This window comes from Natrinema salaciae (assembly GCF_900110865.1).
GTDB classification, from domain to species: domain Archaea; phylum Halobacteriota; class Halobacteria; order Halobacteriales; family Natrialbaceae; genus Natrinema; species Natrinema salaciae.
This window is the reverse complement of sequence record NZ_FOFD01000002.1, coordinates 305365-326138: the sequence shown is the minus strand read 5'-3', so window position 1 is coordinate 326138 and position 20774 is coordinate 305365. Positions and strand designations below refer to the sequence as shown.

The window sequence follows — 20774 nt, the reverse complement described above, 5'->3', positions numbered from 1 at the left end:
ATCGGCCCGTTTTTCAAACGGGCGGTCGTAAGTCCGGTATGGCCGATCACGACGACGAACTCGTCGACGCCGTTCGCGAACTGGCGCGGACGATCGACGACCTCCGCGCGGAGCTCGACGGCTCGCGGCCGCGCCGCCGGCCGCCGCTCAGACCGCCGACCCCTCGAGAGCTGCTGCGGTTCACCGACGATGTGGCCCTGCCGGCCGCGCTGGCCGTCCTCGAGACCAGCGTCCGCGCGCTCGAGGCGTTCCAGCGGAGCCTGAAAGTCGTCCGAACCGAGCGGGAGGCTCGAGATCGAACCGCGACCGCCGCCGAGGCGACGAGCGAGCGCGCGAGCGAACTCCGCCGAACGACGCTCTCCCAGCTCGATACCGTGCTGGCCGAACTCCAGCGGGCAGCCTCTACCGGCGGGCTCCCCGCCGACGAAGACGCCCGCGACCTCCTTGCGGACGCTCGCGCCCTCCGTGACGACGTCGATAGCCGGCTCCGGGACGCCGTCGACGGAGAGGGAGGTGCGACGGATTCGGATCGCGCGGCGTCCGACGAACCCGTCACGATCGATATCGAAGAGGGGCCTCTGCCCGACGCCGAGACGGAACCGGACCGCACCGATGATCCCGACTCCGCCGTCGACGTCAACGCCGAACTCGAGACGCTACGGGACCAGTACGCCGACGACGATGACGGGAGCGACGCGAACGAGAGCGGTTCCGGCGAACCGACTGCAGAAGATGACGATCCCGGGGCTGCTGGCGACGAAACCGGTGACGGCGAAAACGGCAGCGACGAAACGTAACGCGACGAGGGGCGGGGACCGCTAGATCGGCTCGAGCCGATACCCGTCCCACTCCTGACTTTCGGGCTCCCTGATACCCGCACCGGGTTCGCGGAGTTCGTCGACGTAAACCGGTCGGACCTCGTCGCCCGTCTCGACGTCGCCGGTGGTCAGTTGCCCGATCGCGCGGACCGACTCGCCGTCGACGTCGAACTCGACGATCGCGAGGTGATTGGGCTCGCGGACGCCGGGTGGCGTCGCGGTACTGGTCGTCCACGTCACGACTTCCGCGGTGTACTCGCTGAGGTCGATCGTCTCGACCGGCTCCGACCCGCCCGGACCGCGCGGATGACCGGGGTAGGTGATCGATCCGTCCTCGTAGCGCGTCGCCTCCATCGTCATTTTGCAGCCTCCATGATCGTGGTGATAACGCAGTTGCCGAAGCCGCCGACGTTACAACACAGTCCCACGTCCGCGTCGACCTGCCGCGGGCCGGCCTCGCCGACCAGCTGTTCGTAGATTTCGACGCCCTGTGCCACGCCGCTTGCGCCGAGAGGATGGCCTTTCGATTTGAGCCCGCCCGAGGTGTTGGTCGGCAACGAACCGGTGTCTCGCTCGGTGTCTCCCTCCTCGACGAGTGTCCAGGCCTCACCCTGCTCGGCGAAGCCGAGCCCCTCCATCTGGAGGAATTCGAGGATAGTAAACATATCGTGCAGTTCGGCCACGTCGACGTCTTCGGGGCCGAGCCCGCTCATCTCGTAGGCACCCTCGCCGCTCTCGACGACGCCGCCCATCACGGTCGGATCCTCGCGCTCGTGAACGACCTGCGTGTCCGTCGCGCCGTCGACGCCCGACACGACGGCGTACTCGTCGGTATGTTCCTGTGCCACGGATTCCGGACAGAACATGAGCGCCGCCGACCCATCCGTGATCGGACAGAAATCGTACAGCCGCAGCGGGTCGGCGACGATGGGCGACTCGAGGATCGTCTCGAGGTCGACCTCCTTCTGGAACTGGGCGTGTGGGTTGTCGACGCCGTTCTTGTGGTTCTTGACCGCGACCTTTCCGAGACTCTCGCGTGGCGCATCGAACCGCTCGAGGTAGTGGCGCGCGGTGAGTCCGGCGAACGACGGGAGCGTGACGCCCGTCTTGTACTCGACGGGGTGTGTGACCGAGGCGATGATATCGGTCGTTTCGGACGTCGATCGGTGCGTCATCTTCTCGCCGCCGACGAGCAGCGTCATGTCGCTGGCCCCGCTGGCGACCGACTGCCAGGCCGCAAAGATCCCGGCACCGCCGCTCGCGCTCGTCTGGTCGACGCGCTGGGTGTACGCCGGCATGGCACCGATGTCGTGTACCAGCGCGTTCATTACGCCGGTCTGTCCTTCGAACTCGCCGCTCGTCATGTTCGAGACGTACAGGTGGTCGACGTCGTCCGTGTCGACGCCTGCGTCCTCGAGACACTCGATGCTGGCCTCCGCGAGGAGATCCGTGATCCACTCCTCCTCGCGTTGCCCGAACTGGGTCATCGAGGCACCGATGATCGCAACACGTTCCATATATTGTGTGCCCTCTGCCGATGGCTGACCACGAACGGTGGTTTAAAACTAAGGGAGAGAACCGTTCAACGAATCAATCGAACCGAACGGAGGCCGTCGCGCTCCCTCGAGGGGTTCTCGGCAATTGCCGCGAACGGCTGTCGGGGCAGGTATGGGGAGAGCACGGTAGTCGACGACGGCTGGACAGCCGTTTCGGCGACGAACGAAGCGCCCGTCTCCGCGGAGAGCTGTTTTGTGACGACTTACACCGGCTCGAACCGATACCCGTCCCACTCCTGACTTTCGGGCACCCTGATACCCGCACCGGGTTCGCGGAGTTCGTCGACGTAAACCGGTCGGACCTCGTCGCCCGTCTCGACGTCGCCGGTGGTCAGTTGCCCGATCGCGCGGACCGACTCGCCGTCGACGTCGAACTCGACGATCGCGAGGTGATTGGGCTCGCGGACGCCGGGTGGCGTCGCGGTACTGGTCGTCCACGTCACGATCTCGGCGGTGTATTCGCTGAGATCGATCGTTTCGACCGGCTCCGATCCGCCCGGTCCACGCGGGTGGCCGGGGTAACTGATCGATCCGTCCTCGTAGCGCGTCGCGTCCATCGTCATCGTGCAGCCTCCATAATCGTAGTAATAACGCAGTTGCCGAAGCCGCCGACGTTACAGCACAGCCCCACGTCCGCGTCGACCTGTCGCGGGCCGGCCTCGCCGACCAGCTGTTCGTAAATCTCGACGCCCTGTGCCACACCGCTGGCCCCCAACGGATGCCCCTTCGATTTGAGCCCACCCGAGGTGTTGATCGGTAACTGACCGTCGCGGTCCGTGTAGCCGTCCTCGACGAGTGTCCAGGCCTCGCCCTGCTCGGCGAAGCCGAGCCCCTCCATCTGGAGGAATTCGAGGATGGTGAACATATCGTGGAGTTCGGCCACGTCGATATCCTCGGGGCCGAGCCCGCTCATCTCGTAGGCACCCTCGCCGCTCTCGACGACGCCGCCCATCACGGTCGGGTCCTCGCGCTCGTGGACGACGTGCGTATCCGTCGCGCCGTCGATCCCCGAAATCACGACGTACTCGTCCGTATACTTCTGTGCGACCGACTCGGGACAGAGCATGAGCGCCGCCGAACCGTCCGTGATCGGACAGAAGTCGTACAGCCGCAGCGGGTCGGCGACGATCGGTGACTCGAGGACCGTCTCGAGGTCGATCTCCTTCTGGAACTGGGCGTGTGGGTTGTCCACGCCGTTTTTGTGGTTCTTGACCGCGACCTTCCCGAGGCTCTCGCGGGGCGCGTCGAACCGCTCGAGGTAGTGGCGCGCCGTCAGACCGGCGAACGACGGGAGCGTGACGCCCGTCTTGTACTCGACGGGGTGGGTCAGCGACGCGATGACGTCGGTGGCTTCCCCGGTCGTCTTGTGGGTCATCTTCTCGCCGCCGACGAGCAGCGTCATGTCGCTGGCCCCGCTGGCGACCGACTGCCAGGCCGCAAAGATCCCGGCACCGCCGCTGGAACTCGTCTGGTCGACGCGCTGGGTGTACGCCGGCATCGCGTCGAGGTCGTGTGCCAGCGCGTTCGGCACGCCGGTCTGTCCTTCGAACTCGCCACTCGCCATGTTCGAGACGTACAGGTGGTCGACGTCGTCAGCGTCGACACCCGCATCCTCGAGACACTCGATTCCAGCCTCCGCGAGGAGATCCATGATCCACTCCCCCTCGCGTTGCCCGAACTGGGTCATCGAGGCACCGATGATCGCAACACGTTCCATATCCTACCCGGACTCAGGTCAGCGATTTATAAGTGAGGGTCGCGACAGCGATCGACGGCCGCTGTGGGTTTCGAGACCGAACGCACGCGAGCCGGTTTGTCACGTACAGTTCGCATTCGGCCGGTCTATGCTTCTCCGACGGCGAGCATGTGAATCGACAGTTCCGTTACAGTCGACGCAGCGTTGGTCCGTCGAACGACCTTCTCGAGGGCCTCGCGTTCGGCATCCGAGATCGCTTCGAGACCCGTTCTGAGTCGATCGGCGTGAAGTGGCGAAGCCAAACCCTCCAATCCTTTCATCGTGACCACGTCGATCCCGTTCTCCGTGAGGAGCGACTGCAGTTCGTCCCGCCGGAAGAAGTGCGTCGCCGTAAATTCGTTCTCGTAGCCGTATTCCTCGAGCAGCTCGGAATCGTAATCACCGTGTTCGAGCAGCGCTGGGAGTGCCTCGAGATTGTGGCCCGTCAGGAGGTACAGCTGTACTGCACCGAGCAGCCCCATCACGGAGACGAACACCGGCGCACCGGCTCGACTCACTCGTTGCAGTTCACGAACTGCACGTACGCGGTCCGGTTCGTCTCTCACGTGAGAAAGCGGTCCGCCGAGACAGCACGTCGCATCGAACGTATTCGCAGCCAGACCAAGCTCCGTAATGGTTCCCTGCGATAGCGTGACGTTGGACTCGACACCGTACTCGCGTACCCGCTCTCGTGCGATGGTGAGCTGCCCCCGACTGAGATCCACCAACGTAACGTCGTATCCCTGTTCGGCGAGCCAGAGACTGTACCGTCCTGGACCGCCGCCGGCATCGAGCACACGGCCAGTAGGCGGGAGGTGTTCCGCGACGGTCTCCACGGTGGCAGTAAACTCCAGTCGACCGTCGAGACCGTCCTCGAGTCGCTCCCACTCGTCGTCGCCGTATTCGTCGTAAAACGATCGCGGGTCGTCGGTGTCAGATTGGGAACGTGATGGCACGTCCAAGCCATCCCGAGCGACAGTCAAATACCGTTCGAAGAAACTACGCGGATTCCGCCGCGGCGGTCCGTAGCTCGCTCGCGCGCGAGCGCGCCTGCGAGATCACCGCGGGTCGGGCCTCGAAGGAGACGATGACGTCCTCGTCGCCGTAGGCGACGTCGTCGACGTGTGCGTTGTCGTGGATCCACGACACGACGCTCATCGTGTCGTCGGTCATCGGCAACATGAGTCGCTCTGCCTCCCAGTCGGGGAGTTCGTGGTCGATCCGATCGAGGAGGGTATCGACGTTGAGACCCTCCTTCGCGCTGACGGAGACGGGGTTCGGCGCGAGCGACGAGAGGGCCTCGCGTTTCTCCGCGAGTTCTTCGTCGGTCACCTGATCGATCTTGTTCAGGACGGTCACGATCGGTGCCTCGTTGCGCTCGTAGAGGGTGTCGTGGGAGGTGACCAGCTTCTCGTGGATCTCGTCGATCGGCTCGCTGACGTCGACGACGAGCAAGACGAGATCCGCCCGGTAGACGGAGTCCAGCGTCGACTTGAACGACTCGACCAGCCAGTGGGGCAGATCGCTGATGAAGCCGACCGTGTCCGTCACCAGCACGTCCCGCCGGTCGATGTCCGCCCGGCGGGTCGTCGTCCCCAGCGTCGTGAACAGCTTGTCCTGGGACTCCGCCGTCGTATCCAGATCGGGGTGCAGTTCCTCGTTTTCGTCGACCTCGAGATCGGTCGCGAGCTGGCGCAGTAGCGTCGACTTGCCCGCGTTCGTGTATCCCGCGAGCGCGACCAGATCGAACCCGGAATCGCGCCGTCGCTCCCGACGGTGCTGCTCGGTCTGCTCGATCCGCTCGAGTTCGTCCTTGATCCGGCTGATCTGGGCCTTGATGTCCCGCTCGCGGCTCTCGTCGTACTCACCGAGACCCATGAACCCGGGGTGTTCCTCGCGCTTGGCGAGGCTCGTCTTCGCCTCCGCGCGCGGGAGTTCGTACCTGAGTTCGGCCAGTTCGACCTGGAGCTGGGCCTTCCGCGTCTGCGCACGCTGCCCGAAGATCTCGAGAATCAGCGTGAAGCGATCGATGACTTCGACGCCCTCTGGGAGGAGCCGTCCGAGGTTGTACATCTGATACGGCCCCAGTCGGTTGTCGAAGATGACGGTCGTGGCGTCGGTCTCCTCGACCAACGCCGCCAGCTCGTCGGCCTTCCCCTCGCCGATCTGGAGGGCCGGATCCGCCCGCCGTGACTGGGTGACCTCGCCGACGACGGTGTATCCCGCCGCGCGGGCCAGGTCGCGAATCTCACTCGTGTCTGCCGTGCCGGAATCGACGCGTTTCGCGATGATCGTGTTCATGGGGGTGACTGTGTGTCCGCCGGGCGCGATCGGCCCTGTTCGCTCGAGTGCCGCGGCTCGTCGTTCCTGCGACCCGTCGCACGCACGCGCCGGCCGCACGGACGGTTCGGGCACTGATTCGTGGGCCCGGAGACGCTAACGATGCCGGTCACACACCTCCGTTGGACGCACGTGAGTCATAGTCGTCCGTACGCGGCGAACCGTCTTCAATCCCGTGCCCGATGCTGGATCACGGGTCGCTCGCTCGGCCACTCGAGCCGTCGAGACCCGGGAGTCGCGAGCCAGCGATCGTCGGTCGGGTCGCTCGCCGGTCCCGAGCGTGTGTCCGATCACAACAGTCATAGGAGCCGACTCGAATTGGGACGCATAATGATAGATCTCGATCCGACGACGCTCGGCCTCGAGTTCGGGGGCGGCGCGGTCATCGGCGGTGTCATCGGGTTCGCCGCGAAGAAGATCGCGAAACTCCTCGCGATCATCGTCGGCGTCCAGTTGATGGTCTTTCGCTACCTCGAGTCGCAGGGAATCGTCGTCGTGGACTGGAACCGACTCTCGGCGGGGGTCCTGAAAACCCAGGAACGGGCACAGGGTGCGGCGGATATCCACTGGCTCGAGTCGATCGTCTCGACGCTCTCGATCGGCGCCGGCTTCACCGGCGGCTTCCTGATCGGGTTCAAACGCGGATAGCGGTGCCACGCGGCCCCGTCGCTACCGCGTCTTCAGATCGTCCTTGTCCTTGACGATCTCCGTCTCGGCCTCGCCGCTCGTGTGTTCGTTGACCGTGTCGTAGAAGTCGTTTTGCATGCCGGCCGGGAACGTGAGGACGCCGATCCACGAGCCGTCGGCCTGCCACTCCTCGCGCTCCAGGTCGCCGAACTGGCGGATCTTGGCCTGTGCGCTGCCCGCGTGTTCGGCCGGTATCTGCACGGCGACGGTGATCTCCTCGAACCGAATCGGGATCACCGGTCGGAGCGCGTCGAGGGCGTCGTCGACCTGCTCCTGTACCGGCTCCATCGGATCGACCGTGAACCCGGCCTCCTCCAGGGCGTTCTCGATGCGTTCGGGGGGATGGGGCGCGTTGTCCATCTGCGGGTTGACCGCGTTGCGCGTGATGGTGTCGATCAGCTGTTTTCGCTTCTGTTCTTGCATCTCGCGTCGCTGATCGGCCGTGATCTGGATCTCCCCTTTCGTGATCACCTCGGGAATGATCTCGAGCGGGTCCGTCGTGTCGAAGACCTTCTCGAGGTCGGCCTCCGCGGGGCGATCACCGCGGGAGGCGTCCTCGAAGACGTCCTCGGCGGCGATCACGTCCTCCAGGTCGCCGTCGAACTCGTCGCGTTTGATCGCCAGCGCTGCGTCCGGATCCACGAGCACCTCGAAGCGCGCCCCGTGGGACTCGAGTCGCGCCGTCACCGCCTCGTCGAGCGAAATCATACCGGATGGTTCCCTCGCCAATTAAAAGAGTGTTTCCCGACTCGATCCGACGGTGCCGCGTGGTGTCGAGACGCGGTCGTTCGGCGGAGCGATCGTACGCGCTGCTCGCGCGCCCGGACGGGTCCGGTGGGGAAAACAGCGGTCGGAAACGGAATCGGGCCTCGATTACTCGGCGGGTTCGTCGTCGTCGGCCTCGTCCTCGCCCGTATCGAGGAGGTCGTTCTCCTCGAGGTGTGACTGGATTCGATCCTGGTCGAACTGCTCGAAGGACTCGGTCTCGACGTCGATCGTCGCCAGCCCCACCTCGTTGGGGAGCAGGGAGCCCTCGTTGACGGACGCGAGCGCGTCGAGCGCGAGCCGGATACCGCCGTCCAGATCGGCTTCGGGGTCGTAGTTCTCCTCGAGGAAGGTCTGGAGTTCGCCGCGGTCGGAGCCGACGGCAAGGGCCTTCCACTCGTAGGGCGTCCCCGAGGGGTCGGTCTCGAACAGGCGCGGTTCGCCGTTCTGGATGCCGCCGACGATCAGCGCGACGCCGAACGGTCGGGCGCCGCCGACCTGGGTGTACTGCTGGATGTGGTCGGTGACTTCCTTGGTCAGCGTCTCGACGCCGATCGGCTCGCCGTAGCGCAGCTGGTTGACCTGCGTCTGGCGGCGCGCGAAGTCGATCAGCTGGCGAGCGTCGGCGACGTGGCCCGCGCTGGCGATGCCGACGTGGTCGTCGGCCTTGTGAATCTTCTCGACGCTCGAGTCCTCGAGCAGCGGGGAGGGGACTCGTTTGTCGACGGCGAGCACGACGCCGTCGTTCGTTCGGACACCGATACTCGCCGTTCCTCGCTTGACCGCCTCGCGAGCGTACTCGACCTGGTAGAGTCGGCCGTCGGGCGAGAAGATCGTGATGCCGCGGTCGTACGCCTGCTGTTGTTGTTGTCCCTGCATAGTATCACACTAAATGGTAATCGAGGTCTGTCGCGCCCACGAACGTCTCATCGAGCCGCACGTCCCCAACGCCGTCCCGCAGGACGGCGACTCGCTCCTCGTTCCCGAACACGACGTTTCTCTCTTCGGAATCTTGCCCGTCGCGTCCTAAATAGTTTTCTTCAGCCGCCCGGATCGTGCCACTGATACCGCGGACCCGAATCCCGACGGGAGCCCCGTCGATTTCGTCGATACAGGCGAGCGCCGCCCGTGCGGGCTCGGTCTCCCCGCGGCGGACTTTGACGACTGCGTCCCCCCGTCCGTCGGCGAAGTCGAACCTGACGACGCCGAGATCGGCGTCCGCGCTGCCCGGATCGCCCAGCAGGTTCTGGCCCGCGTACCACAGGTCCCGCTGGAACGACCGTCGGTCGATCCGCTCGTCGGGCCACGTTTCGAGTTCGACGGCGAGATACCGCCAGCGCGGCCGGAGGTGTTTCGGGAGGTGTTTCATTCCTCGCCGACCGCGTCGCCTGCGGTCGAACTTCGCTCTGCGACCAGCACACCGACCTGATCGTGGACGCGCTCGACGGCAGTCAGCGAGAAGCCGGCATCGGTAAAGGCGTCCGCGAGCACCCCGACGGTTGCCGGATCGTCGACGTCGGGCGAGTAAAACGGCTCGTCGGGATCGGGCTCTCCGAAGAACATCACGTCTCCGAGGACGAATTTCCGGGGCTCCAGGTCGGCGATGACCGCGATCGCTTCGCGCTTTTCCTCGTCCGAGAGGTGGTGCAAGGCGAAGTTCGAGGTGACCACGTCGACCGGCCCGTCGTAGTTCGGTTCCCGGAAGCTCCCGTGACCGAACGAGAGGTTCTCGAGTCCTTCGTCTGCGGCTTTCTGCTCGGCTTCCTCGAGCATGCCCTCGCTGATGTCCCGGCCGACGACGCGCTTCGCATCGGGGGCGAGCGCGAGCGCGATCGCACCGGTTCCGGTTGCCAGATCGAGGACGACATCGTCTTCGCCGGGGCTGGCGTGTTCCACGACGAGATTCGCACAGGCGTGGTACTCGTCGGACTTCGAGTCGTCGTACTCGCCGGCCTTTTCGTCGAACCGGGCTGCGTGTTCCTCAAGAGTCCTCTTCATATCTCCCTCGTTGGACCCCCGGCTCAATGAACGACTCGGAGTCGACGTGCCGATTGCGCTCGGCTAGCCGTCCCCACTCCGCGAGGCCGTCGCCGACGAATTCGCGGGTGAATCCGATCTGCTCGCCGAGCGCTTTCAGTTCACGGGGTGTCCGCAACTCGAGGTGGGAGGTCGGATCGGCACTCACGACGTACGGCGCGTCGTAGTGGTCGACGATCTCCCGGAGCTTTCGCAACGACTGCAGGATGCGGACGCGGTGGCCGCCGCTCTCCCGGAGCACCCCGGCGAGGTCGAACTCGATGCGAACGCCGTTCTCGACGGCGGCCTTCGCGAGGACGTGATTGACGTCCCCGTCGCCAGTCATCGGGTGGGCGAGCACGTCGACTTTCGTCTGTTCGACGGCGAACCGATTCATCGTCGTCGTCCCGCCGTGAATCCCGACGATCGTCTGTGACGACCGAAAGTTGCCGACCGAGCCGCTCGCTTCCTGCGGATCGTCGGCCCGGATCTCGACTCCCTCGACGACGTCGATCCCGTACTCCTCGCTGATCTCCTCGGGATCGTACTCGGCTCGCGCGTCGCTGTGATTGCGCACGACCACGCCCTCGTAGCCGTAGTCGGCCGCCCGGTTCGCGAATCTGGCGACCGTGCTCTCTCCGTCGGGGTGGGCGTGGACGGCCTCGTACATACTCATATGATGTCCCGTGTGGGTCTTTGTGCTTGCGTTTTCGCGGAACGGTGTGGGACCCTGAAGCCGCTGGCGCTGTCAAAACTGATTTGATCGACGGCACGACGAAATGGCTGAAGTTAGGAATAATAGGTTTATTTGGAAATGTTCGGAGAGTTGGGCAAAGAACTCTAGCTGATGCCGCCACCAGGCGAGTTGTCCAGATCGACAGTGATATCGAGAGAAGCGGTTTGTCTTCCGCTACCAGACGAGGTAGGTTCAGACCAGTTGTTGAGCGCGAGATTAGCGTGGGTAAACGTATCAGGGACCTCCACCCGGAACTTGGTGTAACAGGTCATCGTGTGTCTGGGCCGAGGCGAGAGCAAATCGAGGACATCCTGGTTCGTCCACGTAGAGGCGAGTGTAGATGTGCTGTCGGTATCTTTGGTCTCTTGAACGAACGCACTCACTATATCCGATGCAGCGTGGATCCAAATATCCCGGTCAACCATTTTGGACGCGCCGCGAGTAGCGATCGCAAGCGCAGCGTCCGCGAGAAGTTCGTTATATGTATAGGCATCTTCCTCGGGGATTCCTGCTGCGGATGACATCTCCTCTTGCGCCGGAGTTTGATAAATTCCGACTCCGCTGTCGGGTGTCGAGACTTCAAACCCAATTCTTTCGACAATGTTGAAGTTCATTGCTTTCCATTCACCATTTGAGCCATGGGCCCGCTGGCGCTCATATCCCGTACCCAGCATCTCGAAGGTCAGGTAGAACGCTTCGTTCGCGCTTGAGTGATTCTTCTCTAGATAGTTGACCTGAAGATCATGTCCGTATAGAATGTCATAAGTATCAATACCTCCATATTCGTAAACCGTTTCTTCGTTACGACTCCACTCGTCGCCTACGGATGCGGCAGCGGCGGAAGAGGTGCTGAAACTTGCAACGCCAAGCGTAGCGATTCCCGCACTGGCCATGGTTCGAACGAACGATCGCCGGTCGATGTGTTGTTTCTTCGGGGACATAGTTTCTGTGTCGAAGCAAATGGCGTACTTTTCGAGGCGCCATTCATAGGTAAATATGTTCAAATATTATTAAAAGATATCGCCAAAATATATTGGGGCCATAGTTTCGTGGATTATTAATTTCTTCTTTCCTATTGTAAATAATCCATATACGTGTTTGTGCTTACGCTCTTGAACTAGCTTTGCCACTGGAAGTGTAATCTTCCACGTCGAATCCCTGAAAGGAATATATCAGGAGGGATTCGATAGTAGACGCTACTTAATTGAGAATCGACTGCGCGACCGTCGCGAGCTGGCCGTTGTCGGCCTCGCCGAGGCGCTCGTCGCCGATCTTGAGACGCAGGCGCGGGCGGCCGACGTCGATCGGGACCTTCTCGGTGTCGATCAGGCCCATGTCCTCGAGCTTGGTCTTCGTTCGGCTGAAGGTCGCCTTGGAGGCGATGCCGACGTCCTCGCCCCACTTGCTGATGTCGTAGAGCAGGGCCTCGTTCTTGGCGGCGACGAGCAGCGAGATGGTGACTTCGTCGAGTCCGTCGCCGTCGCCGCGGGCGGTCTCGAGCGAGTTGAGGATGGCCGTGAAGTCGTCCTCGGCGTCGGGGCTGATCTCGTCGGCGAGGGTCTCGCGGACGTCCGTGATCGGCGGGGTCCGGAGATTGAAGTCGGCGGCGTCCTCCCAGCGGCCCGCGTAGGTGTCGTACGTGTCCGTGACGAAGCTGTCGTCGTCGGTGATGAGCCCGCCGACGCGGTCGCCGGCGTGGACGATGGCGACGACGCGGTCCTCGCTGACGAGCAGCGAGTTCTCGGGTGCCTCCTCGAGCGTCCGCAGCGAAAGCGCGCCCTCGCTGATGAGGTCGGCGGCGTTCGAAGCGACGATGAAGTCGTCCATGACGTCTTTCAGCGTTCGCTCGTCGGCGAGCATGTGAACCGACGGGAGCTCGCCGTCGAACGCGGTCGCGACGGAAACGAACTCCTCGATGGCGTCCCGCGACGGGTTTACCATGTAGATATCCCCGGTCGCGTCCTCGAGAACCGACCCGAGGATATCGTCAATCTGGTGGTTTAGTAAATTCGAGGTCATGCCTATACAGAAGTAATCGAGAGCGACCTACTTAATTTTGGTGGCCGTTTGCACACCAGAACTTCTCGTCCAGCGACTGTACCGGTAATTTTTGTCCCATAACTCGTTAGTTCGCCGACGAATGATAGCTATCTCTTACACGCATGTAAGCCTAGAAAGTCACGATAGCTAATAGCGCTCGGAAATCCGTCGAAAAAACACCCTCATATCATGAAAACAACAATAACTATATACATGAAACGTGTTATTACGATATCGTATGGGTGTTCGACGCAATCGATTGTGGTGGGTCGCTCACGAGTTAGTCGACGAAGTTCCAATCGGGAGGAAGACGGACCGAATAATGCGACGGTTCGGGCTGCGGGCCAAGCGCGTCAGTACGTACGGCGGACCGTAGAACAGGTTATCGATCGAACCGGGAACTCAGCTTTTTCGACCAGTACACGTCGCCGTCGTAGATGACCGACGCTTCCGTCTCTTCGAGCATGGTTGCAAGCTCCGGCTCCGTCAGCGTAAAACTCGACTCGTTACCACAGAGATAGGCGTACTCGTTGGTCTCGGTGTGCGGAAAGTAGTACGAACCGGTCACGCGCGTCGAATAACAGTCCAGGTTCAGCAGGTACCGTCGGCCGTCGCCGTCGGCGTCGAGTTCCTCGAGCGTCGCGGTCGTCGGATTCCGGTGTTCGCCCTGTGTGAGCGAGTGGGTGCCGTCGCCGACGACGGCGTAGTCTTTCCCCATCATGATTCGCCTGCGCGCGAGGCCCATGGCGCGTTCGATGCTGAACCCGTGGACCAGCAGTTTGGCGAACGTCGAGCCGACCTTGATCGCGTGGTCGTTCAGGACTTTGGTGAACGTGACGGCACCGGCGACGCTGCCCTTCTCGATCAGACGCATGCCCTCGTAGAAAGAGCCACAGGCGTTCAAGAAGAACGTCTGCGTGTTACAGCGGTCGAGACTCGAGACAGCGAGCGTCCCGTCCGGACAGCGCAGGCCGTCGGTCTCGCAGTGACCGATGTAGTGGACGAAGTCGTGATCGGATTCGAAGACCCGTGCGAGAGCGGCCGTCCCGAGCGATTCCTCGACGGTGAGGTCGATCGATAGCTCCTCGGATCGCTGGCGGTAGATCTCGGCGACGTCGTCGTGCTCGCCGGCCATCTCCGGATCGTTCAGGACGACGCAGATCGAGATCGAGTCGCTCGGTTTCCGGAGGAAGTCGAGGCGATTGCGGTAGGCCTCGGGTGCCGATTTGAAGACGTCGATCGGAACGCCCTCGGCGAGCCAGCCGTGGGTTCGGCCGCTTCGGAGATCGGGTTTGACGATGTCTACCGAGGCGACCTGCCCGGTGCTGGCCCGCGTGTCGGGGCCGCGGACGGGTTCTGCGTCGGCCTCGGTTGGGTCCGCTCCCCGATAGAAGTCCTCGAGTGACCGTTCGACCAGTTCCTGGCCCTCGAGCGTAGAGGTCCGTGGGGTGTAGATCATGCTCAGCCGGTCGAGCAGGAACGGGAGTGTCTCGACGCTGTCGTAGGCGGGCGTCACGTACGTCGACAGGTGCCACTCCGGGAGGCGGTGTTTGATCGCCGCGTACGGCACGTCGAGATAGGTCGCGAGGCGGTCCTGTGGCGAGGCGTCGTACAACGTGCGGGCATCGATATCGAGCGCCTCGAGCAGGCTGAGTTCCGAGAGGGTCGTCCCGTAGGGACCGGCGTTGCGGACGAGACAGTCGAGGAAGAAGACCTTTCGGAGCAGCCGCTCGACGTCACGCTCCAGGTCGGGCATCGTCGAGAGCTCCATTTCGACCGCGCGGTCGACGAGCCGGAGTCGCGGCCCGTCGGGGTCCGACCCGATTCCGTTCCCGATTCCCTCGTCGGTCGTCCGCACGGCCGCCTGCAGATAGTACGCCAGCGGCGCGGTCACGAACAGCGATTCGTAGTCGGGCGGGACGACCAGTTCGATCCCGTGGTCGGGCGTATCGGCCCGAAGGTAGTCGGAAATCTCGAGGCGGTCGCCGCGTTCGATCAACGACGGATGGCCGCGGAGCGTGGGGTACGACCGGTCCGGACTGTCCGTCTTGTGCGACGCGGCCATGTGCGTGATGGCGTCGGCGATAGCCGACGGCGAGTCGGGAACGGTGATCGTCCCCGCCGGAAACTCGTGCCGGCATCGGAGGCCGAGAATGACGCGAGTCCGATCCGGAAAGGAGACGACGATTTCCTCGTAGTCGTCGGTCTTTGCGATCGTCGCCGCGCCGGAGAACCGAAGGTAGGCCTTGATGTCGGTGTCGATGTCGACGACGTACTCGTCGGGAGACAGTGTGAGCGGATCCCCGCTGGGATCGAGTTCGTACTGGTCCTCGAGTCCGAGGGAAAACGCGTAAACGACCGCGTGCGGGAACCGGAGCTCGTCCGCCGTCAGGGCGACCGTGTCGTCGACCGGACGCGGGATGTCCGCGCCGGAGTCGCCGACGACAAGTCCGTCACCGTCGACCGTTAGCTCGGCGTTGTCCGCGTCGGTGACGTGGAGGGTGTCGTCGTCTACCGCCCACTCGATCATTCGGTTGGCTGAATGTCACTGGGACAAGTTAGTTGTATCGGGCCGTAGTCGGGGAGGGCGTCGTGCGTCCGTCTGACAGCCGCCGGAATCGACGCGACGATAGTGGCCCGACTTGCCGGGGAAGGGTACACTTATACAGCCGCCAGACCGCAGTTCGGACATGGACCACGATAAGGTTCGGGACGTCGACCCCGCCGTCGCAGACGCGCTCGAGGCCGAGGTAGACCGCCAGCGAGAGACGTTGCAGATGATCGCCAGCGAAAACCACGCCAGCGAGGCCGTCATCGACGCCCAGGGCAGCGCCCTGACGAACAAGTACGCCGAGGGCTATCCGGGCGAGCGATACTACGGCGGTTGCCAGTACGCCGACGAGATCGAAGGGCTCGCGATCGACCGAGCGAAAGAACTGTTCGGTGCCGAGCACGTCAACGTCCAGCCCCACTCGGGCACGCAGGCCAACCAGTCGGTCTACTTCGCGATGCTCGAGCCCGGCGACAAGATCCTGTCGCTCGATCTGAACCACGGAGGCCACCTCAGCCACGGTCACCCCGCGAACTTCACGGGCCAGCTCTACGAGGTCGAGCAGTACGAGGTCGATCCCGAGACGGGCTACATCGACTACGACGACCTCGCGGACCACGCCGCCGAGTTCGATCCCGACATCATCGTCTCGGGGTACTCCGCGTACCCGCGCGAGATCGAGTGGGAGCGCATTCAGGACGCCGCCGACGACGTCGACGCGCTCCACCTCGCCGACATCGCCCACATCACCGGACTCGTGGCCGCGGGCGTCCACCCCTCGCCGGTCGGCGTCGCGGACTTCGTCACCGGGTCGACCCACAAGACCATCCGCGCGGGACGGGGCGGCATCGTCATGACGAGCGAGGAGTACGCCGACGACATCGACGCCGCCGTCTTCCCCGGCGGACAGGGCGGCCCCCTCATGCACAACGTCGCCGGGAAAGCCGTCGGCTTCAAGGAGGCCCTCGAGCCCGCGTTCGAGGACTACGCGGAGCAGACGGTCGCGAACGCCGAGGCACTCGGCGAGAGCCTCGCCGAGAACGGGCTCTCGCTCGTCTCGGACGGCACCGACAACCACCTCGTGCTCGTCGACCTCCGCGACAGTCACCCGGACACCTCCGGCGGCGACGCGGAGGACGCCCTCGAGGAAGCCGGCATCGTCCTCAACGGGAACACGGTGCCCGGCGAGACGCGTTCGCCGTTCAACCCGAGCGGGATCCGCGCCGGCACGCCGGCGCTGACCACGCGCGGCTTCGACGAGGACGACTGCCGGACGGTTGGCGATCTGATCGCCCGCGTCGTCGACGCCCCCGAGGACGAGGCCGTGATCGAAGACGTCCGAGCGGAAGTCGCGACGCTGTGCGACGAGAACCCGCTGTACGAGTAGGACTGCGACCCCAACCGATCGCGGAGTCGCCTTCGAACTGCCGATGGAGCTGCTTTTCGTCCCGATTCCGCTGTACGGCTCTCCCGGAATACCCCTGTAGTCCGGTGGACGAGTACGCCCTGCTCGTGATCGACGCACGCGACACCGCGGAGTGGAAGATTTCGGAGCCGGAACGGCCGATCGGAGCGAGACGAACTGATCGGTTCGTCGTCTCGTTGCCGCGCGGAACCGGTCCAGTACCGAGACCGTCCGTCCGATTGTGCCGGAGTACCGCGAACCGTGACAGGGTACGTTGACAGTAGTCATACGACATCGAGTCGAGGTGTTCGTCCGCATGACACGAGAACGGAATGCGGTGGATCGGCGGACGGTACTCTCGACGGTGGGCGCGGCGAGCGCGGCCGCCCTCGCCGGCTGTGCGTCCCGGACCGGCGGCGAACCGGACGGTGAGGGCGGTCCCTCGAGCGACGACCGAGACTCGTCACATCCTGTTTTCGGCGACGAAACCGTATGCCGCGGCCAGCGTCCACCTGCTCGCGGACCGCGGCGAACTCTCGTACGACGATCGGATCGTCGAGCACTGGTCCGCGTTCGCCGAAGCGGGGTCGGAGAAGGCTGCGGTGACCGTTCGGCACCTCCTCTCGCATCGGGCGGGACTGTCGCAGCTCCCGGCGATCGACGACGAGCCGTCGATCTGGGGCGATCCCGACGCGATCGCTCGACGGCTCGAGGCGGCCGACCTCGAGTACGCGCCGGGCGAGCGGGCGCAGTACCACATCCTCAGTTTCGGCTGGCTCACCGGCGAACTCGTCCGCCAGGTGACCGGGCGGCGGATCGATCGATTCGCGCGCGAGGAGCTCTTCGAACCGCTCGGCATGGACCGCACCCACATCGGGCTCCCCGCCGGCGACCCGGACGACGTCGCGACGCTCGTCGGTTTCGAACCGTACGATCAGATCGAGGACCCCGCGCCGGCGGACGCGGCCTACAACCAACAGGTCGCCGAGCAGTTCAACAGCGAAGCCGTCCACCGGGCCGTCGTCCCGGCCGCGAACGGTGTCGGCACCGCCGGCGACATGGCTCGCTTCTACGCCTGTCTGTTGAACGGCGGGGAACTCGAGGGAACGCGGCTGTTCAGCCCCGAGACGGTTCGGGAGTGGACCTCGCTCGAGGCGGAACGGGAGTCCGATCCCGTCCGCGGCGGGTCGCCCGGTCGGTTCTCGCTCGGCTTCTTCCTCGGCGGACTGGTCCACAGTTCCTACGGCGTGACCGCGCCGCCGAGCACGTTCGGCCACGGTGGACTCGGGAGCATCATGGGGTGGGCCGACCCCGTGAACGACCTCGCCTTCGCGTACGTCACCAACGGTATCCGCGACGGGTACGAACACGGTGCGCGCGCGACTATCGCGAGCGATACGGTTCGCCACGAACTCGGGTAGGACGCCGATCCGGCCGAGTCCCGTCGGTCGTTGTGTGGTGTGTGTTTCCGCATGCCGTATCTTTTTCAGATCGTTTCACGTGAATGATCTCACATGACGGACGCATCCGCGACCGAGATGTATCGATCCCGGACCGACGCGCTGACGACCGACGTCGGCGAGGGGCAGCCGATCGTCTTCGCGCACGGGACGCTGATGGATCGAACGATGTTCGCGCCCCAGATCGAGGCGTTGCAGGACGAGTACCGGGCCGTCGCGTACGATCTTCGCGCGCGAACCGACCGGTACGCCCCCGGCTACGATCTGTGGGAGCTGGCCGACGATTGTGCGGCGGTGCTGGACGGGATCGGCGAAGACAGCGCCGTCATCGCCGGCATGTCGATGGGTGGTTTCATGGCACTGCGATTCGCGCTCGAGTATCCCGAGCGGGTCGACGGACTCGTGCTGATCGACTCGATGGCCGCCCCGCACACGGCCGAAGAGCAGGAGATCTACGGCGATCTCGTCGCGCCCCTGGACGGCTCCCACGAGGCCACCCCGCGTGAACTGGCCGAGGGTGTGACGGGCTACCTCTTCGGCGATACGACCCGCGAGGAGAATCCCGAACTGGTCGAGGCGTGGGTTGACCGCTGGGCGACGTATCCCGGCGCTGCGGTCTACCACGAACTCCACTCCTGGCTCGAGCGGTCGGACGTAACCGACCGCCTCTCGGAGATCGACGTCCCGGTCCTGATCGTCCACGGTGAGGAGGACCCGTCGATCGATCCCTCACGAGCCGAACCGATGCTCGAGGAGCTGCCCGATGCCGAGATGGAGCTAATTCCGGACGCGGGACACACCTCGAATCTCGAGCGGTCGGAGCCGGCTACCGATGCGATCAGGTCGTTCCTCGACGACCGATTCTGAGGAGGACGTATCCACGAACGTGCGCATTCAGGTCGGCGCTGGCTCGATTCTGAGCACGAATCCGGAGATTAATGAGCCTCGCGGTCGCCCACTCCAGTAATGACAACGATCATCGACGGCGACGCCGTGGCGAGCGAGATCCGAGACGATCTGACGGACGCGATCGAGACCCTCGCCGACGCCGGTGCGCGACCGGGGCTGGCGACCGTACTCATGGGCGACGACCCCGCGAGCCAGACCTACGTCACCATGAAACAGCGCGACTGCGAGGAGGTCGGCATCGAGAGCCACCACGTCGACGTCGACGGCGACGCGCCGCCGGAGGCGTTATACGACGCAATCGCGGACCTCAACGACGACGACGACGTCCACGGCTACATCGTCCAGGCCCCGGTGCCGGACCACGTCGACTACCGCGACGTGATCCGCCGCGTCGACCCGATCAAGGACGTCGACGGCTTCCACCCCGAGAACGTCGGTCGACTGGTCGCCGGCGACGCCCGGTTTCGGCCCTGTACGCCCCACGGCGTCCAGAAGTTACTCGCGTCCGCGGATATCGACACCGAAGGGGCGGACGTGACCATCGTCGGCCGCTCGGACATCGTCGGCAAACCCCTCGCGAACCTCCTGATCCAGAAGGCCGACGACGGCAACGCGACCGTGACGGTCTGTCACTCACGGACCGACGACCTCGCGGCGAAGACGCGGGCCGCGGACATCGTCGTCGCAGCCGCCGGCGCACCGGAACTGATCGACGGCTCGATGATCGGCGAGGGCGCGGTCGTCATCGACGTGGGCGTCAACCGGATGGACGCGGACACCGAGAAGGGGTACGAACTCGTCGGCGACGTCGAGTTCGAGAGCGCCAGGGAGAAAGCGAGCGCGATCACGCCCGTTCCGGGCGGCGTCGGCCCGATGACCCGCGCGATGTTGCTCTACAACACGGTCAAGGCGGCGAGCCTGCAGGAAGACGTCGACGTCGACTTGCCCTGAAGTACCGACTCGAGACGCGATCCCCGTTTGGTCGTTTCCCGAGATCACCCGTCCGGACCGGCCGAGAGGGCGTCCAACCGCTCCTCGGCCTGCGAGAAGGCGACCTCGTCGCCGCGCAGCCCGTTCGCGAGTTCGCGCGTCGCGTCGACGAGTTGCTCGGCGGTCCGCAGGTCGACGTCGCCGTCGAGCATTCGGATACGCGTAACGTGTTCGCCGAGCGTCTCGAGCGCGCTCCGTTCGCTCGCCGTCAGGTCGCGGTCCTCGGCCCAGGTTCGGACGTCGCGGCGGTACTCCCGGACGGCGTTCGCGTACGCGAGGCCGCGGGCCGCCCGAAGCGATCGGGGGACGTCGGCGGCGGACGGCCGTTCACCCTGGTCTGCGTCCCGGAGCAGGGAGAGGAAGTACAGCTCTTCACGGTCCTCGAGACTGATCTCGCGGGCGACGATGTCGCTGACGTGAAGGAGTTCGATCGCGGCGAGGTAGGTGTCGTCGAGTTCACGGAGGGTACCGGCGTTGACGAATCCGCGCCGCCGAACGTACTCGCGACAGCGGTCGCGGGCCCGTACGGCGACGTCGTCGGTATCGGCCTCGTCGATCGCGTTCCGTACGGGGGTGAGATCGAACGCGACCTGCAGGTCCGTGTGCTCGGTGCGTTCGTCGACGCCGACGCTTCGCAGGCTGCCACAGGCCGGGCAGCCGACGCTCCCGGTCTCGTAGTACGACCAGCGCGTCTCACACTCCGTACACTCGCGCTCACCCCGGATCTTCATGGGCGGCGCTACGGGGGGCACACAAAAAATCTCAC

The 20774-nt window shown here is 64.5% G+C and carries 21 protein-coding genes; 6 read left to right on the top strand and 15 right to left on the bottom strand.

The features are described from left to right. Window positions 1-38 precede the first annotated feature (38 nt). Window positions 39-797 (top strand): DUF7547 family protein, encoded by a 759-nt coding sequence (locus tag BMX07_RS06920; protein WP_090615843.1) that lies wholly within the window; start codon window positions 39-41, stop codon window positions 795-797. A 21-nt stretch (window positions 798-818) separates the two neighbouring features. Here the strand turns inward: BMX07_RS06920 and BMX07_RS06915 are convergent, their stop codons facing one another. The 6 genes from BMX07_RS06915 to hflX all read right to left on the bottom strand — a co-directional run bounded on the left by BMX07_RS06915 (window position 819) and on the right by hflX (window position 6410). After that, window positions 819-1178: an OB-fold domain-containing protein gene (locus BMX07_RS06915; RefSeq protein ID WP_090615839.1), complete on the bottom strand. Its 360-nt coding sequence runs from the start codon at window positions 1176-1178 to the stop codon at window positions 819-821. Beyond that, a complete protein-coding gene (locus BMX07_RS06910; protein ID WP_090615834.1) occupies window positions 1175-2335 on the bottom strand; it encodes a thiolase family protein in 1161 nt (386 codons plus the stop codon). Before BMX07_RS06910 ends, BMX07_RS06915 begins: the two co-directional genes overlap by 4 nt. Window positions 2336-2577: 242 nt before the next feature. Continuing rightward, window positions 2578-2937 carry a PhlB family protein gene (locus tag BMX07_RS06905; RefSeq protein ID WP_090615828.1) on the bottom strand — a complete coding sequence of 120 codons (360 nt, stop codon included), beginning with the start codon at window positions 2935-2937 and terminating at the stop codon, window positions 2578-2580. Continuing rightward, window positions 2934-4091, bottom strand: a complete 1158-nt coding sequence (locus BMX07_RS06900; protein WP_090615826.1) for a thiolase family protein — start codon at window positions 4089-4091, stop codon at window positions 2934-2936. Before BMX07_RS06900 ends, BMX07_RS06905 begins: the two co-directional genes overlap by 4 nt. Before the next feature lie 125 nt (window positions 4092-4216). Beyond that, a complete protein-coding gene (locus tag BMX07_RS06895; protein ID WP_175480073.1) occupies window positions 4217-5065 on the bottom strand; it encodes a class I SAM-dependent methyltransferase in 849 nt (282 codons plus the stop codon). A 43-nt stretch (window positions 5066-5108) separates the two neighbouring features. Continuing rightward, window positions 5109-6410: a GTPase HflX gene (gene hflX / locus BMX07_RS06890; RefSeq protein WP_090615820.1), complete on the bottom strand. Its 1302-nt coding sequence runs from the start codon at window positions 6408-6410 to the stop codon at window positions 5109-5111. A 369-nt stretch (window positions 6411-6779) separates the two neighbouring features. Between hflX and BMX07_RS06885 the strand changes: the two genes are divergently transcribed. Beyond that, window positions 6780-7097 carry an FUN14 domain-containing protein gene (locus BMX07_RS06885; RefSeq protein WP_090615817.1) on the top strand — a complete coding sequence of 106 codons (318 nt, stop codon included), beginning with the start codon at window positions 6780-6782 and terminating at the stop codon, window positions 7095-7097. Between the two features lie 21 nt (window positions 7098-7118). On the opposite strand, the gene BMX07_RS06880 is transcribed toward BMX07_RS06885, so the two are convergent. The 8 genes from BMX07_RS06880 to BMX07_RS06845 form a co-directional block, all read right to left on the bottom strand. Further along, the gene (locus tag BMX07_RS06880; protein ID WP_090615813.1) at window positions 7119-7844 is read right to left on the bottom strand and encodes a ribosome assembly factor SBDS; all 726 of its coding nucleotides are present in this window, start codon (window positions 7842-7844) and stop codon (window positions 7119-7121) included. Window positions 7845-8009: 165 nt separating this feature from the next. After that, complete coding sequence (psmA, locus tag BMX07_RS06875) at window positions 8010-8780, bottom strand: archaeal proteasome endopeptidase complex subunit alpha (RefSeq protein ID WP_090615810.1); 771 nt, start codon at window positions 8778-8780, stop codon at window positions 8010-8012. Window positions 8781-8784: 4 nt separating this feature from the next. Further along, the gene (locus BMX07_RS06870; RefSeq protein WP_090615806.1) at window positions 8785-9270 is read right to left on the bottom strand and encodes an Rpp14/Pop5 family protein; all 486 of its coding nucleotides are present in this window, start codon (window positions 9268-9270) and stop codon (window positions 8785-8787) included. Beyond that, window positions 9267-9899: a class I SAM-dependent methyltransferase gene (locus BMX07_RS06865; protein ID WP_090615802.1), complete on the bottom strand. Its 633-nt coding sequence runs from the start codon at window positions 9897-9899 to the stop codon at window positions 9267-9269. Before BMX07_RS06865 ends, BMX07_RS06870 begins: the two co-directional genes overlap by 4 nt. After that, complete coding sequence (locus tag BMX07_RS06860; RefSeq protein WP_090615799.1) at window positions 9883-10587, bottom strand: RNase P subunit p30 family protein; 705 nt, start codon at window positions 10585-10587, stop codon at window positions 9883-9885. Before BMX07_RS06860 ends, BMX07_RS06865 begins: the two co-directional genes overlap by 17 nt. A gap of 170 nt (window positions 10588-10757) precedes the next feature. After that, the gene (locus tag BMX07_RS06855; RefSeq protein ID WP_090615795.1) at window positions 10758-11546 is read right to left on the bottom strand and encodes a hypothetical protein; all 789 of its coding nucleotides are present in this window, start codon (window positions 11544-11546) and stop codon (window positions 10758-10760) included. Between the two features lie 307 nt (window positions 11547-11853). After that, window positions 11854-12672 carry a transcriptional regulator TbsP gene (gene tbsP / locus BMX07_RS06850; protein ID WP_090615793.1) on the bottom strand — a complete coding sequence of 273 codons (819 nt, stop codon included), beginning with the start codon at window positions 12670-12672 and terminating at the stop codon, window positions 11854-11856. Window positions 12673-13075: 403 nt separating this feature from the next. Then, window positions 13076-15223 carry a hypothetical protein gene (locus BMX07_RS06845; protein WP_090615790.1) on the bottom strand — a complete coding sequence of 716 codons (2148 nt, stop codon included), beginning with the start codon at window positions 15221-15223 and terminating at the stop codon, window positions 13076-13078. 160 nt (window positions 15224-15383) lie between these two features. On the opposite strand from BMX07_RS06845, the gene glyA reads away from it, so the two are divergent. From glyA to BMX07_RS06825, 4 genes are all read left to right on the top strand, one after another. Beyond that, window positions 15384-16631, top strand: a complete 1248-nt coding sequence (gene glyA, locus BMX07_RS06840) for a serine hydroxymethyltransferase (protein ID WP_090615788.1) — start codon at window positions 15384-15386, stop codon at window positions 16629-16631. A gap of 446 nt (window positions 16632-17077) precedes the next feature. Beyond that, window positions 17078-18070 carry a serine hydrolase domain-containing protein gene (locus BMX07_RS06835; RefSeq protein ID WP_175480072.1) on the top strand — a complete coding sequence of 331 codons (993 nt, stop codon included), beginning with the start codon at window positions 17078-17080 and terminating at the stop codon, window positions 18068-18070. Between the two features lie 93 nt (window positions 18071-18163). Continuing rightward, window positions 18164-18976, top strand: a complete 813-nt coding sequence (locus BMX07_RS06830; protein WP_090615780.1) for an alpha/beta fold hydrolase — start codon at window positions 18164-18166, stop codon at window positions 18974-18976. A gap of 99 nt (window positions 18977-19075) precedes the next feature. Further along, the gene (locus BMX07_RS06825) at window positions 19076-19969 is read left to right on the top strand and encodes a bifunctional methylenetetrahydrofolate dehydrogenase/methenyltetrahydrofolate cyclohydrolase (RefSeq protein WP_090615777.1); all 894 of its coding nucleotides are present in this window, start codon (window positions 19076-19078) and stop codon (window positions 19967-19969) included. A 44-nt stretch (window positions 19970-20013) separates the two neighbouring features. Here BMX07_RS06825 and BMX07_RS06820 read toward each other — a convergent pair whose 3' ends face one another. Further along, window positions 20014-20739, bottom strand: a complete 726-nt coding sequence (locus BMX07_RS06820; protein ID WP_090615774.1) for a DUF7117 family protein — start codon at window positions 20737-20739, stop codon at window positions 20014-20016. Window positions 20740-20774 lie beyond the last annotated feature (35 nt).

Coding starts and splice junctions, on each gene's coding strand:
- BMX07_RS06920 (WP_090615843.1), top strand. CDS start 39: ATGGCCGATCACGACGACGAACTCGTCGACGCCGTTCGCGAACTGGCG.
- BMX07_RS06915 (WP_090615839.1), bottom strand. CDS start 1,178: ATGACGATGGAGGCGACGCGCTACGAGGACGGATCGATCACCTACCCC.
- BMX07_RS06910 (WP_090615834.1), bottom strand. CDS start 2,335: ATGGAACGTGTTGCGATCATCGGTGCCTCGATGACCCAGTTCGGGCAA.
- BMX07_RS06905 (WP_090615828.1), bottom strand. CDS start 2,937: ATGACGATGGACGCGACGCGCTACGAGGACGGATCGATCAGTTACCCC.
- BMX07_RS06900 (WP_090615826.1), bottom strand. CDS start 4,091: ATGGAACGTGTTGCGATCATCGGTGCCTCGATGACCCAGTTCGGGCAA.
- hflX (WP_090615820.1), bottom strand. CDS start 6,410: ATGAACACGATCATCGCGAAACGCGTCGATTCCGGCACGGCAGACACG.
- BMX07_RS06885 (WP_090615817.1), top strand. CDS start 6,780: ATGATAGATCTCGATCCGACGACGCTCGGCCTCGAGTTCGGGGGCGGC.
- BMX07_RS06880 (WP_090615813.1), bottom strand. CDS start 7,844: ATGATTTCGCTCGACGAGGCGGTGACGGCGCGACTCGAGTCCCACGGG.
- psmA (WP_090615810.1), bottom strand. CDS start 8,780: ATGCAGGGACAACAACAACAGCAGGCGTACGACCGCGGCATCACGATC.
- BMX07_RS06870 (WP_090615806.1), bottom strand. CDS start 9,270: ATGAAACACCTCCCGAAACACCTCCGGCCGCGCTGGCGGTATCTCGCC.
- BMX07_RS06865 (WP_090615802.1), bottom strand. CDS start 9,899: ATGAAGAGGACTCTTGAGGAACACGCAGCCCGGTTCGACGAAAAGGCC.
- BMX07_RS06860 (WP_090615799.1), bottom strand. CDS start 10,587: ATGTACGAGGCCGTCCACGCCCACCCCGACGGAGAGAGCACGGTCGCC.
- BMX07_RS06855 (WP_090615795.1), bottom strand. CDS start 11,546: ATGGCCAGTGCGGGAATCGCTACGCTTGGCGTTGCAAGTTTCAGCACC.
- tbsP (WP_090615793.1), bottom strand. CDS start 12,672: ATGACCTCGAATTTACTAAACCACCAGATTGACGATATCCTCGGGTCG.
- BMX07_RS06845 (WP_090615790.1), bottom strand. CDS start 15,223: ATGATCGAGTGGGCGGTAGACGACGACACCCTCCACGTCACCGACGCG.
- glyA (WP_090615788.1), top strand. CDS start 15,384: ATGGACCACGATAAGGTTCGGGACGTCGACCCCGCCGTCGCAGACGCG.
- BMX07_RS06830 (WP_090615780.1), top strand. CDS start 18,164: ATGACGGACGCATCCGCGACCGAGATGTATCGATCCCGGACCGACGCG.
- BMX07_RS06825 (WP_090615777.1), top strand. CDS start 19,076: ATGACAACGATCATCGACGGCGACGCCGTGGCGAGCGAGATCCGAGAC.
- BMX07_RS06820 (WP_090615774.1), bottom strand. CDS start 20,739: ATGAAGATCCGGGGTGAGCGCGAGTGTACGGAGTGTGAGACGCGCTGG.